The organism is Blastopirellula marina, from assembly GCF_002967765.1.
Lineage (GTDB): Bacteria > Planctomycetota > Planctomycetia > Pirellulales > Pirellulaceae > Bremerella > Bremerella marina_A.
The window spans coordinates 1-22,692 of sequence record NZ_PUHY01000010.1 but is presented as its reverse complement, the minus strand read 5'-3'; the positions used below and the strand labels follow the sequence as shown (position 1 = coordinate 22,692).

19 protein-coding genes, 1 tRNA gene and 1 rRNA gene are annotated in these 22,692 nt (G+C 54.5%); 14 read left to right on the top strand and 7 right to left on the bottom strand.

The genetic code is table 11. The annotated features are described in order from the left end of the window. The first annotated feature begins 256 nt into the window (after positions 1-256). Entirely contained in the window at positions 257-595 is a 339-nt protein-coding gene (locus tag C5Y83_RS11075; RefSeq protein ID WP_105329753.1) for an HU family DNA-binding protein, read from the top strand. Between the two features lie 144 nt (positions 596-739). Here the strand turns inward: C5Y83_RS11075 and C5Y83_RS11070 are convergent. Continuing rightward, positions 740-812 (bottom strand) — tRNA-Phe (locus tag C5Y83_RS11070). A 423-nt stretch (positions 813-1,235) separates the two neighbouring features. Between C5Y83_RS11070 and C5Y83_RS11060 the strand changes: the two genes are divergently transcribed. The 9 genes from C5Y83_RS11060 (at position 1,236) to C5Y83_RS11020 (ending at position 14,421) form a co-directional block, all read left to right on the top strand. Continuing rightward, entirely contained in the window at positions 1,236-2,858 is a 1,623-nt protein-coding gene (locus C5Y83_RS11060; RefSeq protein ID WP_146117740.1) for a hypothetical protein, read from the top strand. A 44-nt stretch (positions 2,859-2,902) separates the two neighbouring features. Next, entirely contained in the window at positions 2,903-3,793 is an 891-nt protein-coding gene (locus tag C5Y83_RS11055; RefSeq protein WP_105329748.1) for a hypothetical protein, read from the top strand. Between the two features lie 29 nt (positions 3,794-3,822). Continuing rightward, a complete protein-coding gene (locus tag C5Y83_RS11050; protein ID WP_105329746.1) occupies positions 3,823-4,512 on the top strand; it encodes a MotA/TolQ/ExbB proton channel family protein in 690 nt (229 codons plus the stop codon). 18 nt (positions 4,513-4,530) lie between these two features. Next, entirely contained in the window at positions 4,531-5,046 is a 516-nt protein-coding gene (locus C5Y83_RS11045) for an ExbD/TolR family protein (RefSeq protein ID WP_105329744.1), read from the top strand. After that, positions 5,043-5,756 (top strand): biopolymer transporter ExbD, encoded by a 714-nt coding sequence (locus tag C5Y83_RS11040; protein WP_114304678.1) that lies wholly within the window; start codon positions 5,043-5,045, stop codon positions 5,754-5,756. The genes C5Y83_RS11045 and C5Y83_RS11040 overlap by 4 nt, the downstream gene beginning before the upstream one ends. Before the next feature lie 63 nt (positions 5,757-5,819). After that, a complete protein-coding gene (locus tag C5Y83_RS11035) occupies positions 5,820-9,236 on the top strand; it encodes a PQQ-binding-like beta-propeller repeat protein (protein ID WP_105329743.1) in 3,417 nt (1,138 codons plus the stop codon). Continuing rightward, the gene (locus tag C5Y83_RS11030; protein ID WP_105329742.1) at positions 9,236-11,593 is read left to right on the top strand and encodes an ABC transporter substrate-binding protein; all 2,358 of its coding nucleotides are present in this window, start codon (positions 9,236-9,238) and stop codon (positions 11,591-11,593) included. The genes C5Y83_RS11035 and C5Y83_RS11030 overlap by 1 nt, the downstream gene beginning before the upstream one ends. An 11-nt stretch (positions 11,594-11,604) precedes the next feature. Next, entirely contained in the window at positions 11,605-13,155 is a 1,551-nt protein-coding gene (locus tag C5Y83_RS11025; RefSeq protein WP_146117739.1) for a hypothetical protein, read from the top strand. A 108-nt stretch (positions 13,156-13,263) separates the two neighbouring features. Next, complete coding sequence (locus tag C5Y83_RS11020; protein ID WP_105329740.1) at positions 13,264-14,421, top strand: hypothetical protein; 1,158 nt, start codon at positions 13,264-13,266, stop codon at positions 14,419-14,421. A 46-nt stretch (positions 14,422-14,467) separates the two neighbouring features. Here C5Y83_RS11020 and C5Y83_RS11015 read toward each other — a convergent pair whose 3' ends face one another. Continuing rightward, positions 14,468-15,775: a serine/threonine protein kinase gene (locus tag C5Y83_RS11015; protein WP_233207189.1), complete on the bottom strand. Its 1,308-nt coding sequence runs from the start codon at positions 15,773-15,775 to the stop codon at positions 14,468-14,470. A gap of 228 nt (positions 15,776-16,003) precedes the next feature. Then, positions 16,004-16,669, bottom strand: a complete 666-nt coding sequence (locus C5Y83_RS11010) for an RluA family pseudouridine synthase (protein WP_199195027.1) — start codon at positions 16,667-16,669, stop codon at positions 16,004-16,006. 25 nt (positions 16,670-16,694) lie between these two features. Here C5Y83_RS11010 and C5Y83_RS11005 point away from each other — a divergent pair, with 25 nt between their 5' ends. The 4 genes from C5Y83_RS11005 to C5Y83_RS10990 all read left to right on the top strand — a co-directional run bounded on the left by C5Y83_RS11005 (position 16,695) and on the right by C5Y83_RS10990 (position 19,456). Then, a complete protein-coding gene (locus C5Y83_RS11005; protein WP_105329737.1) occupies positions 16,695-17,282 on the top strand; it encodes a Maf family protein in 588 nt (195 codons plus the stop codon). 44 nt (positions 17,283-17,326) lie between these two features. Next, on the top strand, positions 17,327-17,581 hold the full coding sequence (locus tag C5Y83_RS11000) for a hypothetical protein (RefSeq protein ID WP_105329736.1): 255 nt from the start codon (positions 17,327-17,329) through the stop codon (positions 17,579-17,581). Between the two features lie 79 nt (positions 17,582-17,660). Then, positions 17,661-18,206 (top strand): RNA polymerase sigma factor, encoded by a 546-nt coding sequence (locus tag C5Y83_RS10995; protein ID WP_105329735.1) that lies wholly within the window; start codon positions 17,661-17,663, stop codon positions 18,204-18,206. Then, positions 18,203-19,456 carry a hypothetical protein gene (locus C5Y83_RS10990; RefSeq protein WP_105329734.1) on the top strand — a complete coding sequence of 418 codons (1,254 nt, stop codon included), beginning with the start codon at positions 18,203-18,205 and terminating at the stop codon, positions 19,454-19,456. Before C5Y83_RS10995 ends, C5Y83_RS10990 begins: the two co-directional genes overlap by 4 nt. A 4-nt stretch (positions 19,457-19,460) precedes the next feature. Here C5Y83_RS10990 and C5Y83_RS10985 read toward each other — a convergent pair whose 3' ends face one another. The 4 genes from C5Y83_RS10985 to rrf form a co-directional block, all read right to left on the bottom strand. Continuing rightward, complete coding sequence (locus tag C5Y83_RS10985; RefSeq protein WP_105329733.1) at positions 19,461-20,408, bottom strand: methyltransferase domain-containing protein; 948 nt, start codon at positions 20,406-20,408, stop codon at positions 19,461-19,463. Between the two features lie 106 nt (positions 20,409-20,514). Beyond that, positions 20,515-21,111 carry a hypothetical protein gene (locus tag C5Y83_RS10980; protein ID WP_105329732.1) on the bottom strand — a complete coding sequence of 199 codons (597 nt, stop codon included), beginning with the start codon at positions 21,109-21,111 and terminating at the stop codon, positions 20,515-20,517. A 107-nt stretch (positions 21,112-21,218) separates the two neighbouring features. Beyond that, entirely contained in the window at positions 21,219-22,262 is a 1,044-nt protein-coding gene (locus tag C5Y83_RS10975) for a suppressor of fused domain protein (protein WP_105329731.1), read from the bottom strand. 120 nt (positions 22,263-22,382) lie between these two features. Continuing rightward, positions 22,383-22,491 (bottom strand): 5S ribosomal RNA (gene rrf, locus C5Y83_RS10970). Positions 22,492-22,692: the final 201 nt, after the last annotated feature.

Below are 22,692 nucleotides of genomic sequence, written 5' to 3'. Positions count from 1 at the left end.
AAAAAGGGGCTCGAAACGCCCAGTCCGGACGATTTGTAGGTAGGACAGACTGGTCGAAAACGACCTAAAAACCTCCGGTTTTGGGGCTCTCAGCCCGAATTTCCGGCAATTTTCCCCTAATTTCCCCGTAAAAAGGGCGTTTTACGCTTTGGCTGTCTTGAAAAAACGTGGCAAACTTCTTTAATCGACGCGTTCCGGAAATCGGATTTTTGTGACCCATTTTTACATTGGATAGCCTTTCTAGTAGGGAAACCCCATGGCAAAGAAAGCTGCAGCTGCAACCGTCAAGAAACCCCTTACCAAGACCCAACTGCTGACGAACATCTCGGAAGCCACGGGCATTGCGAAGAAGGATGTCAGCGCGGTCCTAGACTCGCTGTCCTCAGAAATTGGCAAGGCCTTGGGACGTAGCGGCGCCGGTGCGATCGCCATTCCTGGCATCGTGAAGATTGAAAAGAAGAAGGTTCCCGCCAAGCCTGCTCGCAAAGGCGTGCCTAACCCGTTCAAGCCGGGTGAGCTGATGGACGTTCCGGCCAAGCCGGCCTCGACCAAGGTCAAGGTTCGTCCTCTAAAGAACCTGAAGGAAATGGTCTAAGCTCTTGCCCTACAAGGGTTTAAGAAGTAGTGGCCAAGAATAGATAAAGCCCTCAAGATGAATCATCTTGAGGGCTTTTTTTGTCTCGACTGAAAGTAAGTCGGCTGAGGCGGGAACTCGAAGTCCCATCACGACTTACCGAAGTGGTCAGAGCCGGAATCGAACCGGCGACACATGGATTTTCAGTCCATTGCTCTACCAACTGAGCTATCTGACCTAGCTGGGAAGGAGCTAAGTCTATTGATCCGCTGGGTGCTTGTCAACTGGGGGGAACCACAAGCCACGATTGACGTTACAAGTTTTCCTTTGGTGGGGGAAAATCACGTCTTCAACCCGATCCGAACCCTTCCGATCCAGGCCTCCCTGCTGATGGGGATGATGCATAACCAATACTGGATCGGTATTGCGCGAATTTTCACAAATAGCTTGACAGAGTTCCGCGACGTTTCTAGCCTAACGTCAACGCAGCCTGAGAGATAGCACTGCTAACGCGTACTGCTTTTGGGGCGGGAATCGCCCCCTCAGGATGACCCAATTGGAAAAATCTGTTTGCCTGAGGCGATGCTATCGCGTTAAGTTCAGCAGATTACACCGGCCGTTGGGTCGCGCTCTTCATCGCTGGAACAGAGATACAATTCGAATGCCTTCTTATACGAAACCATCGTGGACGGTTTACGCGTGCATGCTGTTGGGCTTCGGTAGTGTGGCTGCATGGAATTCGACGGCTGAAGCCCTGAATCCGAAGTCACCAGAAGTTCAGGAGATTGTTGCGGGCGCTAACCAATATCTGCAATCGTCTAAGCCATATCATCGGATTGGTGGTAAATGCTTAGTGGCGCTCGCTCTCTACAAATCGGGCACCAAGCCAGATCACCCGCTGATCAAAAACACGGTACAAGATTGCAAACGATTTGCCGCCAAAGTTCCCAAGTTCGAGCACGACGCCGTCTACGACGCGGGGATGGTGCTGATCTTACTTTGCGAACTTGATCCCTACTCCAATCATCAAGAGATCGAGAATCTGGTTACCTTCTTCGTAAAGAACCAGAAGGCACATGGCGGCTATGGATACTCCGATAAGGAAACGGGCGACAATTCGATGACCCAGTACGCGGCCCTCGGGTTGTGGCTGGCAAAGGCTAATTCGTTCGATGTGCCGATCGAAACGATCGCCAGCCTGACCAACTGGGTCATGTCGGTGCAGGATCCATCCGGGGCGTTCGGTTATCAAGGCGTCATCTCGCCACGCGGCAAGCCACGCGTACAACAAAGCGATATCCGGCCTAGCTTAACAACGGCTGGGCTTTGCTCGCTGTACGTTTCAGCCAACGCCCTCGATCTGGGTGGCCAACGGAAGAAAGACGATTCCGACGTTCCCGACGGCTTCACTGAGATCAACGAAGAAAAACAGGCCGACAATAAAAAAGCCCGTGACTTGGTCGACACCGGAGCTTTGCAATCGGTGAAGGACCTCGGCAACGATTGGATGACCAAGCATTTCACGGTCGAAGGGACACGTTGGCAGTTGTATTACTTATACGCGTTAGAACGCTACAAAGCATTTGAAGAGCTTGACACCGGGAAGCCAGACCCAGATCCCATGTGGTACAAAGCGGGCTTCGAGTTCATCAAAAAGTGCCGTCAGAAAGATGGCAGCATCAAAGCATTCGATGAAGATCACACAATCGGCTCTGCCTTCTCGATTCTGTTTCTAGTGCGCGGAACAACCGCGACCCTGAAAAAGCATGTGAAATCGTTCGACAACGGATTGCTCGCAGGGGGACGTGGTTTGCCAACCGACCTTTCTGAGGCGGAACTTCGCAATGGCCAAGTCATCAACGTAAAAGAGATTCCTGAAACGAAGAAGTTTTTGGAGATGCTCAACTCGGACGATGGTTCGCTTGACGACCTGGTCGACGCAGATGTTGCGTTGGACTTGGACCTGAACGGTGCCGATCGAGAGATTGCCCTGAAAGCAGTCCGCCGCAAGTTACGCCAAGGAAGCTATGCTTCACGCATCATGGCCATTCGCGCCATCAAAGGTGTGAAAGATTTTGAGAGCGTGCCGGATCTCATCTATGCCTTGTCCGACCCCGATCTGAGGGTGGCCAAGGAAGCAAGAGACGCACTGCGTTTTGTCAGCCGCAAGATCGATGGCTTCGGAATGCCACTCGATCCCACGCCACCAGAACGCGAGATGGCCATTCAAAAGTGGAAAGATTGGTATCTATCGTTACGCCCGAATGCGATTTTCCTGAATTGACGCGTAACCGACTGATCGATTTCGCTTAGAAAGCATTAGATTTCATGGCCACGATAGCCTCTGAAAAGAAGAAAAAGCCGAAAGCACGTCATGGCGACTTGGCTAAGGTTTCCGCCTACGACCAAGTCTCAAGCATGCTCGTTGCTTTGCTGGTAATGGTCGCCACCGGCGTAACGGTTTTGTTTGTCATCTATCTAACGACCCGCAACTGGGACACTCCGGTGAACATCCCGGTGATCGTCGAACCGGCAGCTGGCCGTGGTGATCATGCCGAAGGGGTCGCCCAAGACCTGGAAGCACCAGGTCTGGAAGAACTGGAAGAAGTTCTCGAACCGCAAGTCGAAGCGAACCTAGAAGCGGTGACGGATGCCGTGACCTCCCAAGCTGCCTCCCTGGAATCAGTCGAAGGCGCCATCACCACTACGTCAGGCCAAGGAGGCCAAGGCGACAGTCGTCCGCTTGGTCCAGAAGGTACCGGCCCTGACTTAGTGCCCCGTTGGGAGCGTTGGCAAATTGAATTCGCCTCGACCGATTTGATCACCTACGCCAAGCAGTTGGACTTCTTCAAAATTGAACTCGGCGTTGCGGGCGGTGGTTCGCGTACGATCGACTACGCCTCGAATTTTGCCTCAGGCGGTGTTCGTACCCGCAGTGGTCCTGGCGAACAGGAAGACCGTTTGTACTTCACCTGGAAGTCAGGTTCCTTACGTCAAGCCGATATCGCCCTGCTCGATCGCGCTGGAGTTAGCTCCAGCGGACGTATCCCGATGCAGTTCTATCCTGCCGATACCGAAAACCTGTTGGCTTACGTCGAACAGCAATACATGGGGGATCGCCCCTTGCAAGAGATTAAGAAAACAATCTTTGGTATTCGCCCCAAGGGTAGCGGATACGAATTTTTCGTCATGCGTCAAAATTATCGTCAACCGAGATAGCCGAAAGCGAATTCAGCGGTACCTACAACATGGACATTTCCGGACTCACTAGTATCTTCGCGACGTCAATGTACGGCGCGTTGGCCTTGATCGCCTTGTGGGGCGCGTACTGCATCGTTGTGATTTGGATGCGGGTCGCACAGAAACGATTCCGAAACGAGTTGCAGCAAGACGCCTTCCTGGAAGCAGTCGAAGAGCCTTTGGCCCGCGGCGATTTCGAGGAAGCCAGCGAGCTTTGCGAAAGCGATCCACGTGCCCTGCCCCAACTGGCTTACCTGGCCATCGAGAACCGCGAAATCGGCTACTCGCAGGTCAAGCAGTTGATCGTCGAACGCTTTCAACGCGACGTATTGGCCGATCTCGATCACCGCATCAGTTGGGTCAACACCGTGATCAAAGGCGCCCCGATGGTCGGTCTGCTTGGTACCGTTACCGGTATGATGGGGGCGTTTGCCAAGCTGGCTTCGGCGGCCCAGGTGGAAGCCAGCCAGATGGCTAACGACATTAGTTTGGCTCTCATCACAACGGCACTCGGCCTGGTGATTGCGATTCCGCTGACGTTCTGCCTGAACAGCATCAACATCCGCATTCGCAAAATGGAAGATCTTGTCGCTGTCGGGCTGACACGCTTCCTAGGCGCTCTTCGTGAAGCGATCGCGAATGAGACGGTACACGAACTGGAAGAAGTCGAAGCTCATTCGATGGCTGGCTCCGAGTAGCACGAAAGGAACCGGAGCATGTCCGACCACATGGTGGAACTTGACGAAGGGGAAGTGATGCCGGCCCGCAAACGGCCGGACAGTGGTGAACTCGACATCACACCGATGATCGATATTACGTTCCTGCTGCTGATCTTCTTCATCGTCACCTCGAACCTCGATCAGCAAAGTGCGGCCACCATGCCGACCGCTGAGAATGGCACGAGCGTTTCGACTTCCGATTCGGCCGTATTGACGATGACGCCAGGCGGAAGCGAAGGCCGTGCATTGGTTTATCTTGGCGATGGTGTCAGTGCTGACATGCTGACCAACGACAACGACTTGAATCGCCAGGAAGAAGAAATCGCCGATTACATCGAAGGCCTCTTTTCTGGCAAGGCGGACGGAGGCGTACCGAAGGTCCACTTGCTGGTCAAAGCTGACGGCAAAGTTGCTTCCGGCGAAGTGAATCGAATCATGCTGGCCGCACTGCGAACCGGTGCCGTGGAAGAGGTGAAGCACGTCTACATCGGGACGGAGTATCAGAAGAAATGAAGCCTAGCCACGATCATTTCCGATTCCGCTGTCCTGCATGTGGGGAGTCGCTGACGGCCCGTTTCGACATGGTCGGCGGGACGACATACTGCTCCGAATGTGACACGCGACTGGAAGTCCCTAAGCCGGTTCGCTTTGACGATTCGGATGAAGAAAAACTGGAAGAATTGACCGAGCTGGACGTCATCGAAAAGCGTTCAGCCGCACCAGCAGCTCCGCACGAAAGCGTCACGGCCCAAGAAGCCCCGGTCGGTTTCACAAAGAAACGCGAAGGGGAAGATGGCGAGCTCGACCTGACTCCGATGGTCGACGTGACATTCCTGCTGCTGATCTTCTTCATGGTGACGGCATCGTTTCAGATTCAGAAATCGATGCAGATCCCCGCCCCGAAGGATAATTCGCCTAGCAGTGTGACGCAGCAGGAAGAACCGGAAGACGATCCGGACAATATCCTGGTGCGGATCGACTCGTACAACACCTATTACGTTGGTTGTGCCGCATGGGACCAGGAACGAGAAGCACCGAGCGAACAGGAACTGTATCGCCAGGTTCGTGCGGCTCGCGATTCCAATCCCTCGAAACCGCCACGCACGTTGTTAGTTATCGCCCATGAAGAATGTCTGCACGAGAAGGTCGTCACGGCCTTGGACGCAGGCATGGATGCCGGGGTCGACTCGATTCGCTTGCAGTCGACGGAAGAAGACATGTGACGCTCCGCTGACAACTTGTTTTCGCTTACCAGATACGTTCACTAGCAGAGACCAATAGCCACGATGAACATTTCGGACCTCCTCGACCTGATCGAAGCCCACGACTACATGGCGGATAACCAGATCTCCGCCATCCGTCGCCAGCTTGCGTCCGGCAGCTTGGACATGACGATCGAGGAACTCGTGCAGTTTCTGCTGGATAAGCAGCGTTTGACCAAGTACCAAGCGAAGAAGCTGCTTTCTGAGGTCAAGTCAGGCGTTAAGGCCGACTCGATCGGTGCGAGTTCCGGACGTCAAACCTCAGGCAAGTGGGCCGGCGATGATGCTGCCGAAGATTTCGGCGGCGGCGATCTCGGCGGCCTGGACGACTTCCCCACATCTGGCGACGCCATGGGCGGAGACGATCCTCTCGGCCTCGGTGGAAGCGGCTTTGGTACCGAAGAGGAAGAAGGCGACCCACTCGGCGGCGAAGAAGAAGAGACCGGCAAAGGCAAGAAGAAGAAAAAGAAGAAGTCAGGCCACACCAAAAAGGAAACCCGGAAGAATCAGTGGGATTCGCCTCTGCTGCTTTTCGGGGGTGGAGGGTTGGTTCTGCTGGTGTTGGTGGGTGGCTTGCTCTACTTCTGGCTGATGTTCGACAGCGGCGACGAAATGTTCCAAGCGGCCGAGCAAAGCTACCGCAGTGGTTCCTATGTTCAAGCAGCGACCGAATACGAGAAGTTCATCGAGCGATTCCCCGATCATCCGAACGCTCCCCTGGCGGAAGTTCGTTACGGGATGTCCAGCGTATGGCATGCCGTGGAAGGTGGTGCGAACTGGGAATCGGCTTTGACGACCACGCAGAAAGTGCTGCCCGAAATCGATACGCTGCCGGCGTTCGACGAAGCTCGCCCCGAGCTGGCAAGCCTGTTACCAGAGATCGCAGGCGGGCTCGCTGAGAATGCTCAGCTTTCGAGTGACTTAGACAAGAAAAAACACCTCGCGGAATTGGCGAGTGCCTCGATGGAACTGGTCAACGATCCTAACTACCTGCCAACTTCGCTTCGCGAGGCACAGCAATCACGGATCGATTCGATTGAGATGAATTTGATTCGTGTCCGTCGCGATATCGAACGGGATCAAGCTCGCAATGAAACGCTGGCCGCCATCGAAAAAGCGACCGCGGAAGGCAAGTTTCAGGAGGTTTATCAACTACGACGGTCGCTGCTCAATGGCTACCCAGGGCTGCGAACGGACGAGGCGCTTAACAAGGCGGTCTCAACGGCTGCCACGTCTTTGGTCGACCAGGTTACGCCGATCTCGGACTTCCCTGCCCCGGCCACGGACGATCCTGCCATGGACAGTACGTTCGCCCAATTGACCTTCGTCCAGCACGAACCAGCGCTTCCTGCCGATCCAAATTCGGACGTCGCCGTGTTTCGCTTGGATGGAACCGCCTACGCGGTGGAACTCAACACTGGACGTTTGCTGTGGCGACGGTACGTCGGCGTGGCGAACGACGCTCAAGCGATCACTTGGACCTCAAATGATGGTCAATCGCTTGCCGGCCTCATTGATTCGACCCGCAACCAGTTCCTGGCCATCAACAAGCGAACCGGCAAGTTGGTTTGGCGACAAGATTTCGGTAGCGAACTCTTCCGACCGCAGGTGCTCGATGGCGTGATTTACCTAGCCGAGCTTGATGGAAAAGTCTGGAAGCTATCGGGTGATTCGGGCGAAGTTGAAGCGGCGGTCACCTTGCCACAAAAAGTCGCGGCCCCGGTTGGGATGCTTTCGGAAGTTGCGGGCGTCTATGTTGTGGCTGAGCACTCCAATGTGTTCGCGCTTTCGACCAAGGATTTGAAGTGTGTCGAGGTTGTTCCCGTGGGGCACGAAGTCGGGACAATTACGGTTGCTCCGACCGGGACGCTGCGTCACCTATTCCTGTTCGAGAATGCTGGCCTCGAATTCAGCTTCGTCCATCTTTACAGCGTCGGTGCTGGGGGTGGTCAAGCGAAGCTTACCCAAGACACGATTCGTCAACCTGGACGCGTGGTGGTCAATCCTTCGATTTCCGATTCGCGTGTTGTCGTGACCAACGATCGAGGGGAAGTGTTGATCTATGAAGTCAACATGGCAACCAAGGACGATCCAGTTCGTCTGGTCGCGGCTACGAAGTCCGACAGTGCCGATCCAATCATCGGTTACACGGGTGTCGATCGCGGAACACTATGGGTCTGTGGCAACCGGATGACACGCTATGTGATGCAGCTTTCGCGGGGCTCCGTCGTGCGGAAGATGGTCGATCATGATGGCGATACGTTCGTCGCTCCGCCGATGATCGTGGGCGATCAGATTATCCATGCTCGTCGTAATTCGGATGCCCTCGGGTTCGTGGTCCAGTCTCAACGAATCGCGGCCAACAAGCTGACCAACATCTGGGAGACAACCATTGGCACGCCAACTGCCGGTCCGGCCTTTAAGTTGGAAGGCGCTAAGTCGCCGCTGGTGGTGACCTCGCGTGGTGCCGTATTCGATCTGCCAAACGTGGAGCCTGGTTCCTCCCAAATCGTCGATAAGACCCAAGCCAAACTCGACGTGACAACGCAGCATTACCAATTCATGGGAGCCGCTGCCGTTGACCCGAAGAACCAAGTGTTCTATCCACCCAACGACGAAACCCGTTCGTTGGTCGTCGACACGACCAACGGGAAAGTGACGGCCCGTTTGATCGCCTGGGAGATTCCTTCAACACCTCGCGATTGTCCACCACTCTTGTGGAACAAGCATGTCTTAGTACCCACGAAAATGGGCCAGATCTTGGTGGTCGATCCGATCACCGGTGCGGCGGATGTGCAGCCTTATCAGCCTGAATTGGCCTTCGGGGAACAAGTCGAATGGGCACCGCCAGTCGCAGTTGGTGGCGGCGAGCCCTCGGTGATTCTGTCCGATCGACTGAACAGCTTGTATCGTTTGGGGATCCTCGATACGCCAGAGCCCCATCTGGCATCGCTGGAGCAGGTTAAGCTGGGCGAAAGCATGAGCGGTTCGATGGCCGTCGCCGGCTTGATGCTGGTTGGCGTTAGCAGTCAGGGTGATCACGACGTGTTGCGATTGTTCCAGCTGCCTGAAATGGCTGAGCAACCATCGATCGAGATCAAGAGCGACGTAATCTACCCACCAAAAGAGGCCAAGGGTCGCGTCTACTGTGCGACCGCAGGCGAAGGGCTGTTGGCCATTCAAGATGACTTCACTTTGGCGTGGTCTCGCCCATTGGAAGGACGTCAGGTCGTGAGCGGCCCGCTGCCGATCGGTGACAAGTTGGCCGTCTCTTTTGCTCAAGGCGAAGTCTGGCTTCTGAATGCTAATTCCGGCGAAGTGGTGCAAACGTTCGATGTGGGCGAACCACTGGTCGATGGCCTATCCTGGAGCAACGATCAACTGTGGGCTCACGGTTACGATGGCACTTTGCACCGCATTCCGGTGGAGGACGCGAAATAGTGTTAGCGACTCGAGACAAATCGCGTTCGATATTCACTTGGTTCCTGCTCAGCTTCCTGGGCGGACTTTTGGCAGTTGCTTCGGTCAAAGCAGCCGACGAAGCGGCCAAGAAGGAAACGCCTGAGATCCCGGCGGAAATGAAGAAGCCGCTCGTGGAACGTGATCCGTACGACTTGATCACCGTCAATGCCGGAGGCAAGGTCCAACAATATCGGATTAAGCCACTCGACTTCCCCGGCGGGCGACCCCCAGCGAATCCAACCGGAGCGTTCCAGGTCGAACTGTTGGATCTGCCAGGTCGCAAATTCCAGATCTCTTGGAAGGCAATCCAGCGTTATCAAACATTCCCGCAGTTGCTCATGGAAGATGCCCAGGCCAAGCTGCAAGCAAAAGAGTTTGATGCCGTGTTTGGCTACCTGCAGCGAATGAAGGCCGAATACCCTGGCTACCCAGGCACCGAACAAATTCTGGAACAGTTACTCGTCCAGAACGCATTAGAGCGTTACAACACGGGCGCCCTGGACGAAGCCCTTGGCATGTTGGAAGAAGCCCACGATCGCTTCCCCAGCCGCGGCAACACCCTGCAGTCGATTCAAAGCGTCGCGCAACGCTTGGTTCAATCCGAGATCGATGCAAAGAACTGGGCTTCCGCTCGACTGCTGATGAAGCGATTCGAGGATAGCTACGGTTCGGCATTCGCCGCACCGGTAAAGCGTTGGCGAGACGAACTCGCCGGTTTGGCTGAAGCTCAGCTCGAAAATGCCCGCAAGCAAGAAGAGAAAGACAACCTTCGCGGTGCCCTGAAGCTGACCGAACTGGCCTTGGCGATCGATCCCACCATAAGCGAAGGTCCGGAACAGCTCGCCGACCTTGTCCGGCGTTATCCGCAAGTTCGCATCGCGACCTTGGCCCCTGGCGAAGCACGCCCCCCTCACTCGACGCTCACGGCAACCGGGCGTCGTAACAAACGACTTAGCTATCGTGATCTGTGCGAGATTGTCGGCTATGGTCCGGAAGGTGGCGAGTACATTTCCCCCTTCGGAGCCGTCATGCGTCCGATCGATCGCTTTGAACTATCGATCGTAATGCGAGACCGCCTGACTCCGATCACCGGTTTCGATCTGTCCCGCCAGTTGCAAGATCCTGCGTCGAAGCAAGATCCGATTTTGGCGAACTTGACCCCGCTGATTGAAAACCTCGAAGTTCAGGACATTCGCCAATTAGACATGCGAATGCGAATTCCGCACGTTCGTCCTGAGGCTTTGCTCAACTTCGTTCCCCGTGAAAAGGACTTCGGGACGTTCCCAATACCACCGAACGGTCCCTACAAGCCGATCACCGTGGAAGAGGGGCAGGCATTCGTGCCCACCGAGGAAACAAAAGCAACCGCCAAGCAGTCTCCCAGCGAGATCTTGCTGGTCCCGTATCAATCGTCGGATGATGCTTTGATTTCGCTGCGGAACGGGGAAGTCCACATGATCGATCACCTCGACCCAGCCACCGCTAAGCGGCTTTCGGTCGAAACGCCCGATGGTTTGGTCGTGGATTATTACCGAGCTCCGACGATGCACATACTTGTCCCAAACTTGAACCGGCCCTACCTCAAGAATCGCGACTTTCGCCGCGGTTTGCTGTATGGAATGGATCGGCAAGAGATCCTCAATTCGCGCCTGCTTGGTGGACTCGATGTCGACGGGTGTCGCACGCTGAGTGGCCCGATTCCCAGTGGAGTTAGCCCAGACGATCCCGTTTCGTACGGCTACGATATTTCGATCGAGCCGCGGAAGTACGAACCGGTGATGAGCATCACGCTTCGCCGCCTGGCAGAGATTCAATTGAAGAAGGAAGCCGAAGAGGATATGCAGCCGGTTCCCACGCTTGAAAAGCTGGTGATCGGCCATCCCAACTCGGAAGTCTCCCGGCAAACCTGCCTGGCGTTGGTGCAATACTACAAGCGTCTGGGCTTACCGGTTGAATTGAAAGTCGTCAGCCCCGAAGTGACCGATCCTGAAGAAGCTGACGTCGATCTGCTGTACGTCGAAGTGCAGATCGCCGAACCGCTGGTCGATATTCCTCGCATGTTTCAGACGTACGTGCCGGAAAATCACCAGACGCAGTATTTCCAATTGGCCCTGCGGCAATTGGGGGATGCTCGGACATGGCAGGAAGTGCGGGAACGATTCTGGTCGTTCCATCGCCTGGCGCACGACGACTTGCTGATCATTCCCTTGTTTCAGCTACGCGACTACTTTGTCTACCGCCGCTCGTTAGGGGGCGTTGGTTATCAACCGATGAGTTTGTTTCAGCAAGTGGAACGCTGGAATCTCGCTCCTGTTTTAGACGTGGTTCAGAATTGAATTTTCCAACGATGACATACCGGCAGAAAATTCGACGTTTGCTTCTCGCGACCTGCATGGGCATGTTTGCCCTCGTTTCGCTGGCCGATGCGGCTGATAAGCGGCCTTGGGAAGTGTCGCCATTCCGCACGCTGGTTTGGTTGGATCTTGACCCCTCGTGTCACGTCGACTCCGCGTTCACCCAGCGGTTGGCCCAAGACCTTGAACAGATTCGCTACGCTTCCAGTGGTTCGGTCTGGGAAACGACCATTACCGATTCGCCGATCGACTTGACACGCTGGTACCGATCCGATGCCGATCCCAACCGCTTTGTCGAACGATTGAAAGCCCATGAGATCATTGCCGATCAGTGGGACCGCGTGATGCTAATTTCGATCAAGCGAGATGCCATCTGGAAGATCGATTTCCGCGAATACGACAGCATGACCAACAGTTGGGGCAGCGCTCACAAGACCTCTGTCTCGCAGCGTGAGTTGCTTCCCAGCGAAACCTTGAAGCTAGTTTATGAGAAGTTCCTACCGCTGACACGTATCGACAATGTCGACAAACGAAAAGTCAAGTTGGGGCTGAAAGCGGCGAGCTTAATCGAAGAAGAGGGAATTGGTCGGCAGCAAGAATATGCCAACGCGGTCGAGTTCATCCCGCCAGCCGACGACTCGCCGATCGACTGGGGAAAGCCAGCGGCAGTCAATCAGCAAGAGGTCCCCTACCCTGACTTCATTCCTGGCACGGTTGCGATTGGCGAAGCGTTTCAGCCCGTTCTTCGTCGTAACGATCGCCAAGGAAACTTGATCAAAGAAAACGGCATTATGTTCATGCCGTGGACCTACATCAGCTGCGAAGAAAACGACGGACTGCAACTTCACGGCACGATGGTTTCTGGTTTCAACACGCCACTGCCAGGTCGACGTAATGTTAGAACCCAGCGAATCGCAATCGGTATTCGCCCGGCCGATATGACCACGCGATTGCAATTGGTCGACAAAGCGGCCGAAGAAGTTCCGTTGGCTGGCTACGAGATCTACTCGAAAGATCCGGACGGTGCCACACTGATTGGTTCGTCCGATCCAAACGGCTACATCAAAATTCCTACCAACCCTGACAACGCGGTGCGGCTGCTATACGTGCGAAGTGGTGGTAACCTCCTGGCACGTCTGCCGATGGTCCCAGGCTACGAACCAGAGTCGACCGCGCGGATTACTAACGATAGTCCCCGTTTGCTCGCCGAAGGCTTCCTGGAAGGCTGGCGCGATCAATTGGTCGATACGATGGCCCGTCGCCAAATCTTGGCTCAACGTGTACAGCGCAAGATCGATTCAGGCGACCTCGAGAGTGCTAAGAAGTGGCTCGACGAGCTCCGTACCGGACGCACGGTCAATGAACTGGCTTTCGACCTGCGAACCGCGAAAGGCCAGTTCCTGGAGGGCAATCTCGACCCAACGATCAAACGCCGCATTGACGACCTGTTTGAGAAAGGGCAACGTCTGGTCGCCCAGGACAAGAGCGTTCTCGTCGAATCCGAACTCTCGGCTCAGTTGGAAAAAGCAACCGGCAAGAAGTAGTAGCGGGATGCCCGCTGCTCGAAACATTGCTGGGTGGCACGCCGACCGCTAAAATTCCTCGGGATCTCGCACTTGGTTCGTTGCGATGCCTGGAGGAAAGGTGCTGCCATGCTGACTGGTCTGCTTGCTCTCGAAAACGTGGATTGGCCAAAGCTTCACCACGCATATGGCCCAGCAAGCGATACGCCACAGCATTTACAAGCGCTAATTGGCGACGACCAAGAAGCCCGCCGTGCAGCCGTTTCGCATCTGGGTTCGGCGATCATGCATCAAGGAACTCCCTGGACGGCCACCGGGCCGGTGGCGTTGGTCGTCGCGGGCTTCCTCTTGGATGAAGAGAGATCACTAGACTTAACGCTACAGGTCGACCTGATGTACTTCTTAGTCGATGTGGCTGAAGCGGCGGAGAGCGCTAATCGAAATAAGAAAGAACTGCAGCGCATGGTTCAGTTCGATCTTACGCCGTTTTTAGAGTCGGACGACGAGTATGCGATGTACGAAGACGAGGACGCCGCGAACGCGTTCTATGCCCAGGCAGGTTTGGGCTGTATCGACGCGGCTCCGGTTCTATCGCAAGTCATGCGGAAGGAAATGGACAGCGAACATGCTCGGTTACGAGCTTTAGCCGCCATGGGCGAAACGATCCTCGCCAAACTACAACCATCTGATGCCGACAAGACAGAGATCACGTCAAAACTACTTGCCTTAGCCCGCGCCGCTCACTCCCCCGACGAAAGGAGCGCTCATGTGCTTTCTCTCGGGGAAGTTGGTTATGCGCCGGAGGACTTCCTCGAAGATCCTTCCCCTGCGGTGCGCATGTGCGCGGCACTTGCTCCCGAACTGGCAACCAATCCGCGAGCTATTAACGAACTGATCGACATATTGGAGCAGAACGCGGGCCAAGTCTACAATTGGTTTGAAGAGAGACCTCCGCAGTTCATCTTTTATCCACGTTTTCAAATCGTGCGTCATCTCGTCGCGCAGGTTACGGACTTCAATCGCCTGATCAAAGCCGCAATCGCGGTTGTCGACATCACGGAGAAGTCGTGTGTCGACTTCGATTGGGGACCACTCCTCGCTGCGGCGTTTCCAGACGGCGATGGCGCTATTAAAACCAAATCGCAAAAACGTTTCCTGTCGGCTCTCGTCGAAAAAACCGAGCTTTGGGATCCGCTGTTCGGCAACGCGCGAACGTGGTTCCGAGCAGCAGGATTGCCGAATGACCGCCATGCCTGTGCGAAGCTGATTGCGGAAGCAAACGTTTGACCTGCTCAAGTAAGCGGATCTGAGCAAGTCGCTTCACGCTGTGATATTAACCACGGCTAAGCACCGTGGCTACGTAAGCCACAATCGCACCAAATACGGCAGAAGCGGGTAAGCCGAAGACGAGTGCCATGATTAGTTGCTTCTCGCGGCGCGTATAGCGGGTGATGACCGGAATCGGTGGCGGTCCGCTGGAAGGTCGACGATTTTCACGAATCGTTTTCGTATCTTGGTCAGCCATCAACGACTGAACCGTCGACTGCGAATACTGACTTCCCTGCTCTGAGCCAGACTCGGAAAGCTCGTAGATGTTCGAGCCTGCCTCGGTATCGTTCAACCGGCTACCTTCCGAACCGGAATATACGGGCGGCGGCGGTTGCCAGGCCGATTTGATCGGCTGGCCGGTGAAATCAGACGCACGATGGTCGGAAGCCCACGGTTCTAGCCGGGCGACGACTTCGCTGGCGGACGAAATCCGACGCAGCGGATCTTTCTCCATCATCTCGGCGATGATTTCAACCAATTCGCGATCGATCGTCGGATTGAAGCGATGCGGATGGAGCGGTGGTTCTTCGCAGTGACGACGGGCTTTGTCTTTGACATTGCCGCCGGGGAAAGGAACCTTTCCGGTCAACGCGTAATAGAACGTGCAGCCCAAGGAGTAGATATCCCACTTGGCAGATACATCGTGCGGATTGCGAATCTGTTCAGGGGCCAGGTAATCGATCGTGCCGACAATCTTACCGAGTTTCGATTCCTCGGAATTGTCGTTCATGAAGTCAGCCAGACCGAGGTCGGAGACCTTCGACGTCCCATCGCGGGTGACCAAAATGTTACCTGGCTTCACATCGCGGTGAATCAGCTTCTTTTCGTGGGCGTAGGCCAAACCGCGGGCCGCTTGCGAAATGATGCTCGCCCCTTGGTGCTGATTCAAATGGCCCTTGGCACGCACCAAGCGACGCAGGTCAGTGCCTGGCACGTATTCCGTTACCAAAAAGTGCACATTGCCATCCTGACCGGCGTCGTAAGCGCGGACCAAGTTGGCATGATCGAGCTGAGCTTGCATGCGGATTTCGCGCAAGAAGCGTCCGATCGATTCCGGAGTCGAACGTTGCTGCGGCAGCACCTTAATGGCAACTTCACGTCCCATGAAATTGTGCTCGGCCTTGAAGACCTGCCCCATGCCACCTTGGCCGATCCAATCGGTGATGACGTATGGACCGAGGGTGAGCTTGGTGAGCCCTTTCGATAACTGATCGGCCTGATACTGCGTCAGCAGGTTTTCAGTGATCAGGTACTCGGAAAGCTCCTCGTCGGAAAACTCGTGTTTCAGCGAGTTTTCGCGCAGATTCTTCATGGCGTCCTCGAGCTGCTTGGCAGTCACAAGGCCGCTGGCGATGGCAGAATCTCGGAATTTCTTGGTTTGCGAGCTGGGCACCGTTTGGTCAGTAAAAAAAGAGGCTTCAGGCTTCGATATTTTAACTTTCGGTAAACCTGCTTGGGGAGACTAAGCGAAACATTATTCCGCAAAAAGCGGAATTTCCTTTGAGTATGTTTTCCGTTCCGTCATTCTTAACCACCTATTTTAAATAAAGTTCCGCCAACTCTCAGGTAAAGGAGACGAGAAAGATAGCTTTTCACGGGAAACCGGGTGATTAATATCTAGCTGAGCCGCATGCAGGGCAATTCCTGCAGGGAACAGGGCGGAACTGCCATATTTGCGATCCCCTAGTATTGGCAAGCGGCGACTGGAAAGCTGGACCCTAATCTGGTGTTTGCGACCGGTCAGCAGCTTGATATCGAGCAAAAAACCCGAGGAAACCTCCTGAACACTTTCCACCATCAATTCGGCCTTTTGGCCACCCGCATTTTCGTGCCGGGAAGCGATCATACGGTGTTTTTTTTCGTCTTTACGTAGCCAATCGGTCAATTTACCGGGGCTGATACTCCCCTGGCCCGTGACGATCGCCCGATAACGTTTGTCGGTGGTTCGCTCCCGGAACTGCTCGTTTAGCCGTTTAGCCGCTTTCGAGGTGCGGGCAAACGGCAGCACGCCGGTGACCATTCGGTCCAAACGGCTGACCACCCCTAAAAACACGTTACCTGGCTTGTTGTATTTCTGTTTCAGGTAATCCTTCACCAAGGTAACTGCGCTCGTCTCTCCCTCGCTGACCCCCATCGTCGGCAAATCTGCCGGTTTCGTGATGACGATCAGGTGGTTATCTTCGTACAAAACTTCCAAGCGAGACAACGCAGTAACTTCCTTAGGTTTGTTGATGGCGAATTCCAAGACTTCCCTCATTTTGGCCAGTCAGTCTCCTCGTCGACAACTCCTCTTGCGAGAGGCTGGTTACGACGTCACCGTCGTCACACCGCATCCTCACGCCGAAACGCCTCCCCGGGAAGACGAACTGCCGCGTGACTCCGTTCTAAGAATTGCCCAAGAAAAAGCGGCCGACGTCGCTTACCGGGTGGAAAATGGCATCGTCCTGGCCGGAGACACCTTGGCGGAACTCAATGGCCAACCCCTGGGCAAGCCACGCGATCGAGCCCACGCCGGCGAAATTCTGCGAACCCTGCGCGGACAAGATCATTTCGTCTGGTCGGCGATTTGCTTGTGGCACCGCCCCATTGACAAAATAAAGCTCGACGTCGATCGAACGACCGTAAAGATGGCAAACCTTTCCGACGACCAAATCGAAGAGTACCTCGACTCGGGACTATGGGAGGGCAAAGCAGGCGCATTTGGCATTCAAGATCTCACCGGGTGGGTGAGTATCGATGAAGGAAGCTTGTCGAACGTCGTTGGCCTGCCGATGGAATTATTAGAGCGAATGCTGGCGGCAATGAGCGAGGACGACTAGCCTTCGCCACGATCACAGTGGCGATTCGTGCAGAGAGAATCGAGATGGACGAATCAAAAGAAGCGAAACGCTTGCCAACGGCAATTGTGATCGTCGTCGCCTTGCCGATTCTGTACCTGCTCAGCAGCGGTCCCGTGATTGGCTTGGCATTCTGGCTACGCAATGCAACCGGTTGGGACGGCTTTTATTACATCGTGCTGCTCTACTATCCCCTGATCCGCCTCGATCACCTGAATGTCATTTCGCAATACATACAGTGGTGGATCGAAGACGTCTTCCACACGGTCGGGCCGGGATAGACTGGCTTCACAGAAAAAAAGAAGCCAGCCTGTAATGAAAGCGAAACTCAGGCGACCTACAGGGCAAGGAGCCTGAAGTGTGAATGATTCGCCATCGATCGATTCAACCGAAAATGCATTGCTGCGGCAGCATGGCCAAAGTGTGTGGTCTGTCATCGTCCGGCTGTTGGGCGATGACGGACACGACGCGGCTGATTGTTTTCAGCAAGCGTACCTGCAATTTGTCGCCCAGACTGGCGGTAATGCATCGGTTCGCAATCCGAGTGCGTTACTGAAAAAGATTGCCGCGGCCAGGGCGATCGATTTTGTACGGCGCCGAATTCGCGAACGAGCCAGAACGGCAATGGTTGAGCCTGATGCCGTGCCCTCGGCGAAATCTTTCAGCCCAGAAGCTGTTCTGAAAGAAGAGGAACTTCGCGCATCGCTACGCTTCGCTCTGGCCGAAATCCCTCAGGAACAAGCCACGGCGTTCGTGTTAACGGCGATCGAAGACGTTTCGTGCGAAGATGCCGCTGCGGCGATGGGGGTGACCGTCAATCATTTGGGCGTACTTCTGTTTCGCGCTCGCAAGTCGCTGCAAGCGAAACTATCTGTTTATGCCCCGGAAGGGAGAACCAAGCGATGAATAAAGAACATGGTTTTCAGTCTCCTGACGATCTGTTAGATGCCGCGATCGAAGCGATGAAGTCGACTCCTGTTTCAATTGTTTCTGACGATTTAATCGATGCAAAGTCAGTTCACATGCCCTCTCCAGTTGATCGACGGTTGGACAGAAGGCGATGGGTTGTGCAGACCGCCCTAGCCGCTTCGATCTTGCTGGGGATAGCAGCGTTCTATTGGATGCACCTGAGTGTTCCCACGACCGCTTTTGCCCAAGTGCTGCAGCAAGTCGAGAAAACGAAGACTTTTCAGGGCAAAGTGATCATGGAAGAAGGTAGTGGCACGTTGACCGTTTGGGGAGATCGCATGCGTTTTGTCTCGTTCGACGGACGAAGCGAAGCCATTGCGGATGCTGCGACCAAAAAGTCGATTCAAATGGATCATGTTGAGAAAAGTGCCTATCACATCGAAGGAAATACCCCTTTATTCATGCTCGATCTGGTGCAAACTTTTCGCGAACTGGCGGCCTCGGCAACCCAACCGGTGAACGACTATGTGGCGCCAGACGGTAAAAGGTATCCCGGGCTGAAAGGGAGGACCGAGTGGAAAGTTGACGGGAAGAGCGTGCCTGTCGAAATTCAGGTCTGGACTGATCCAAACACGAAACTTCCTGTCCGAATGAAAATTATTCCCCAGACTTCCCCTGACGAGGCATTTGTGATTGATGAGGCGCAGTTTGATTTGGTGCTGGATGAATCCAAATTCGATCTGAAAGTGCCGGAAGGATATCAGGAGTTTGGCCAGCAAGAATTGAAAGAGCCACTTTCCCGGGATGAGGCCGCGAAGCTGGTGATTAAGCCAGGCGTTGGCGTAGGCCAGGTAACCTTTGGCATGTCTCGCGATGAACTGGTTGCCATTATGGGAGAGCCAGAGATCGACCAGTTCGATACTTACCTGTCGTATCCTTCGATCGGAGTACAGTTTTGTTTGACCGGACGCAGGCCCGATCGAATCGGGTTGATAATCTTAAATCCCGCCGATGCAGCGAACCTGAAACGGCATGACTTTCCTGGCAAGTCAGCGGAAGGAATTGGGATCGGTTCGACCCGGGAAGAAGTGATCGCCGCTTTCGGTAAGCCAGACAAAGAGTCTGATCAAGTTCCAGCGAATGTCGCTGCACAGCGAATTTACTATAAGGATCACGCGATCTTATTCAGCCTGCCTGGTGGAAAGGTCGTACAAATCGTTATGTACCCGAAGGAGGACGTTAAGTAGGCTGCTAGAACCCGCCCTGATAATCCGAAAGCAACTCCCGGTCGGACAAAATCAACGGACTCTTCTTCCCCAAAAAGAAAAAGGCTGAGGCGGCGTCCAGCGCTTGCTTCTTGCGGGCGAGGTAGTAATCGAAATATTTCAGCCAGAAAAAGGAAATGCGTGAGCCGAAGCTGACGATGCCGCGCATCCTTTCCGAGGAAAAGAAACTGAGCAGGAAGTAACGCAGCGACCAGGCCAACGCTACGCCAGGTCCGCAGCTGATGCCGCTATCGATTTCTTCAAAGTGGCGAAACAAGCGGCGATGTCCCAGGCGGGTGAACCGGGTGAAGTCATACTGCCGACCATGCACTTGCTGGATAAATGGCGTATCGGCGTACACGACGCCATCACTTTTCATTACGCGATAGATTTCATTGACGCAGCGAACCGGATCGACCACATGTTCCAGCACCGCTTGCACGACGACCGCGTCAAAAACTTCGTCTTGAAACGGAAGGTCATGGGCATCGCAGATCAACTGGGTTTGCGGTCCCCAAGAAACGTCGGTCTCGACGACTTCAATGTTGGGATCTTCCAAAACTTCGCCCAAGCCAGCACCGACCACGCCGCCACCAACCACCAATAGGCGGGCTGTACCTTCGCGCTGTTTAAGCAAGGAAAGCAATTGATGGGCGTTCCTCTCCGCATTCACATTCAACGAAACATCGGGAATGTGGCTGCTGATCCACTCACGCCACTTCGGGACCGAGCGGAAAAAAGTTTCCTGCTTCCGCATGAACGATTCGGTATCGAAAACGCTGTTATCGCCTCGCACCAGGATTGGCACGCCCTCTTTCAATGGAAATTGAGCATGGCATTCTTCGTTGGTGCAACTGCACGTCTCTACGTGTAACTCTAGGCTGCTATGACACTTAGGGCAGGCGATGATTTGCCAGTCGAGTGGCGTGGCCATGATGGGCGAATCCTTGAGGCGGCGAAAATGAATTCGGAGTTCGCCTGAAGGATAGCTTGCGATTTACGCTCGGTTGGCCCGCTTTTCGTCGAGAAAATGGCCGCAACTAGGGATTCGATGGCCCAGTTCGGGAACTGCCAGAATCGTTGGCGTCCGCAGGAACAGGAACGTCGACTTCCGCGTCAGTTCCCTCGCCTGTTTGCAAAGGCGCGAAAACGTCGTCCAAATCGGGATCACTCGAATCGCCAGGGAATTCTATCTGAGGCGTCGGCCCTAGATCAAAATCTTGGCCGTCGACTCGTAAGATACGCCGCGTACAGACGGGATCGTCGATATCAACGCATTCGACAAAGATTTGTCCTTTTCCGTCGGTGCCTCGAACGTCAAATGCCCAAACATCTTCCGATTCAAATTCTTCTTCCGCGTCAATGCTGTCAAACATCCGAGTACGAATGTAGGTGATTTCGCCTAACTCGCGTTTCACGTCGGGCAGATCGGCGACCTGGCTTTCAATTGCGTCGGCAAACTCCTGTTTGAATCCACCGTTGCTATCGGAGATGGCCCCAAGGGTGAACAGCCCGACCGTACAGCCACCGCATGCCAAACAACAGAGAACGGCAATCACACCGATGACACTGAAAATAATCAGGACAGCCTGGGCGCCGTTGCCGCGTCGACGTCCACCAATCGAAGTCCTTGCCATCACTATTTCCTTAGTCCAACTGTAATGGGGCTCTTACATCAACTCATTCGTATCATGCGATTGATTATTGCCGTAGTTGTAACGAGGCATGCGGCGCGAAGAAAGAGCTATGCTTGTTGCCAACGATCGGACGGCAACTGTTCCAATAGACGTTGGCTACCTTCTTCAATGGCAATCTGCCTTTCCGAACCGGTGATGGGCAGATACCAGAGAAGATTCACCGGATCACCAAAAACCGGGCCAAGTTCAAGTTTCTCGAGTCTCGGATGCTCATGGGAAAGAATCGCCATCGAGAATTGTGGGTCGCTCCAGCGGGAGCAAGGAATCGAGTGACCAGAGCCTAACCAGGTGTAGTTGCTCCAAGGATAACCAGCATTGCCGCTGAGATTACTGCCGAACGCTAAGATCTGCTCGTCGTTCCAAGAATGGGGAAGCAACACTCCGAGTTCGATTCGCCGATAGTCTTCCGGATTCTCGTGTGAGAGTTCGACGTTGGGTTGCGGCCGCAATGATACTCCCAGTGTTACGAGCAAGGTTCCGTCCTCGTAGGGAATTCGGACCAGCGCTTTGGGCGGCCAGTTTCCACCATCGATCGCGTAATACTTTTCGTGTGGCCCAAATCTCTCTTCGACCTGCGAAAGTAGCTGGTTCTGAACCGATCCCCAGGGGGAATCGTCCTCCCAGGATTGCCAATAGGCATCGGCGTCGCGAAACCGTTTAATCAAAACGTTGTCATCACTTAGCTCCCAGGCAACCGGCCCTTCACCCACTTGATCGCGGGCGAATCCATCAAAGCCATCGACTCCGCTCCAAGGAGGAATGATGGCCAAAATCTCCTCTCTTTCAACCAGCGCGGCACCATTTCCTTCGGGAAGCCAGATAACTCGTAAGTCATCAGCATTTGGTGCGGCCAATCCTTCGGGATGACGGCAAAACTGGATGGGATTCAGCGGCGGTCGGCCCTCCTGCATCCCTTCGACGTCTAATTTGTCAGGGGCGGGAGCGAGATTGCGAACCCAAACGGTTTTCATCGGTGCTTCCAACTCGGGATCGCTCCACAAGTAGAAGTTAATCACGCCTCCAGCCGATTCAACGACGGCCTGGACGTTACCATTGGGATTAAGCTGCTCGAGGAGAAGTTCGTCCGACATCGGTAAGGTCCCCGATGGTGAAGAGTAGGTAGCACGTTGCGCGTTGATCAGCAAGAACTTACCAAGGGCGCAACAAAAAAGCCCCGCTTTGATAAGCTGGGGCTTGTTTTGATTAAATGAATCCGGCGATACCTACTTTCGCACTGGTGGGCACTATCATCGGCTGGTTGTGCTTAACTGCTGTGTTCGGAATGGGAACAGGTGTTTCCACAACCATATGGTCACCGGAAGGAACTTCGTGAAACGTGAGGGCCTCACGAAGCTCAATTTGGATTGGTAGATCTTATTTTGTGTGTGTCGCAAAAGTCGACGATTTTCGAGAATCTTGAATCGTTACTCGTAATTCAGGCTGTTGTTCACAGCTGCTCTCGCTAAAGAGCGTTGAATATAAGTGGTCAAGCATTCGTCCGTTAGTACCAGTTAGCTGAAC

Coding starts and splice junctions, on each gene's coding strand:
- C5Y83_RS11045 (WP_105329744.1), top strand. CDS start 4,531: ATGTCCGACCACATGGTGGAACTTGACGAAGGGGAAGTGATGCCGGCC.
- C5Y83_RS11040 (WP_114304678.1), top strand. CDS start 5,043: ATGAAGCCTAGCCACGATCATTTCCGATTCCGCTGTCCTGCATGTGGG.
- C5Y83_RS11015 (WP_233207189.1), bottom strand. CDS start 15,775: ATGAAGAATCTGCGCGAAAACTCGCTGAAACACGAGTTTTCCGACGAG.
- C5Y83_RS11000 (WP_105329736.1), top strand. CDS start 17,327: ATGGACGAATCAAAAGAAGCGAAACGCTTGCCAACGGCAATTGTGATC.
- C5Y83_RS11005 (WP_105329737.1), top strand. CDS start 16,695: ATGGCGAATTCCAAGACTTCCCTCATTTTGGCCAGTCAGTCTCCTCGT.
- C5Y83_RS11035 (WP_105329743.1), top strand. CDS start 5,820: ATGAACATTTCGGACCTCCTCGACCTGATCGAAGCCCACGACTACATG.
- C5Y83_RS10980 (WP_105329732.1), bottom strand. CDS start 21,111: ATGGCAAGGACTTCGATTGGTGGACGTCGACGCGGCAACGGCGCCCAG.
- C5Y83_RS11075 (WP_105329753.1), top strand. CDS start 257: ATGGCAAAGAAAGCTGCAGCTGCAACCGTCAAGAAACCCCTTACCAAG.
- C5Y83_RS10985 (WP_105329733.1), bottom strand. CDS start 20,408: ATGGCCACGCCACTCGACTGGCAAATCATCGCCTGCCCTAAGTGTCAT.
- C5Y83_RS10990 (WP_105329734.1), top strand. CDS start 18,203: ATGAATAAAGAACATGGTTTTCAGTCTCCTGACGATCTGTTAGATGCC.
- C5Y83_RS11020 (WP_105329740.1), top strand. CDS start 13,264: ATGCTGACTGGTCTGCTTGCTCTCGAAAACGTGGATTGGCCAAAGCTT.
- C5Y83_RS11025 (WP_146117739.1), top strand. CDS start 11,605: ATGACATACCGGCAGAAAATTCGACGTTTGCTTCTCGCGACCTGCATG.
- C5Y83_RS11060 (WP_146117740.1), top strand. CDS start 1,236: ATGCCTTCTTATACGAAACCATCGTGGACGGTTTACGCGTGCATGCTG.
- C5Y83_RS11055 (WP_105329748.1), top strand. CDS start 2,903: ATGGCCACGATAGCCTCTGAAAAGAAGAAAAAGCCGAAAGCACGTCAT.
- C5Y83_RS11050 (WP_105329746.1), top strand. CDS start 3,823: ATGGACATTTCCGGACTCACTAGTATCTTCGCGACGTCAATGTACGGC.
- C5Y83_RS10975 (WP_105329731.1), bottom strand. CDS start 22,262: ATGTCGGACGAACTTCTCCTCGAGCAGCTTAATCCCAATGGTAACGTC.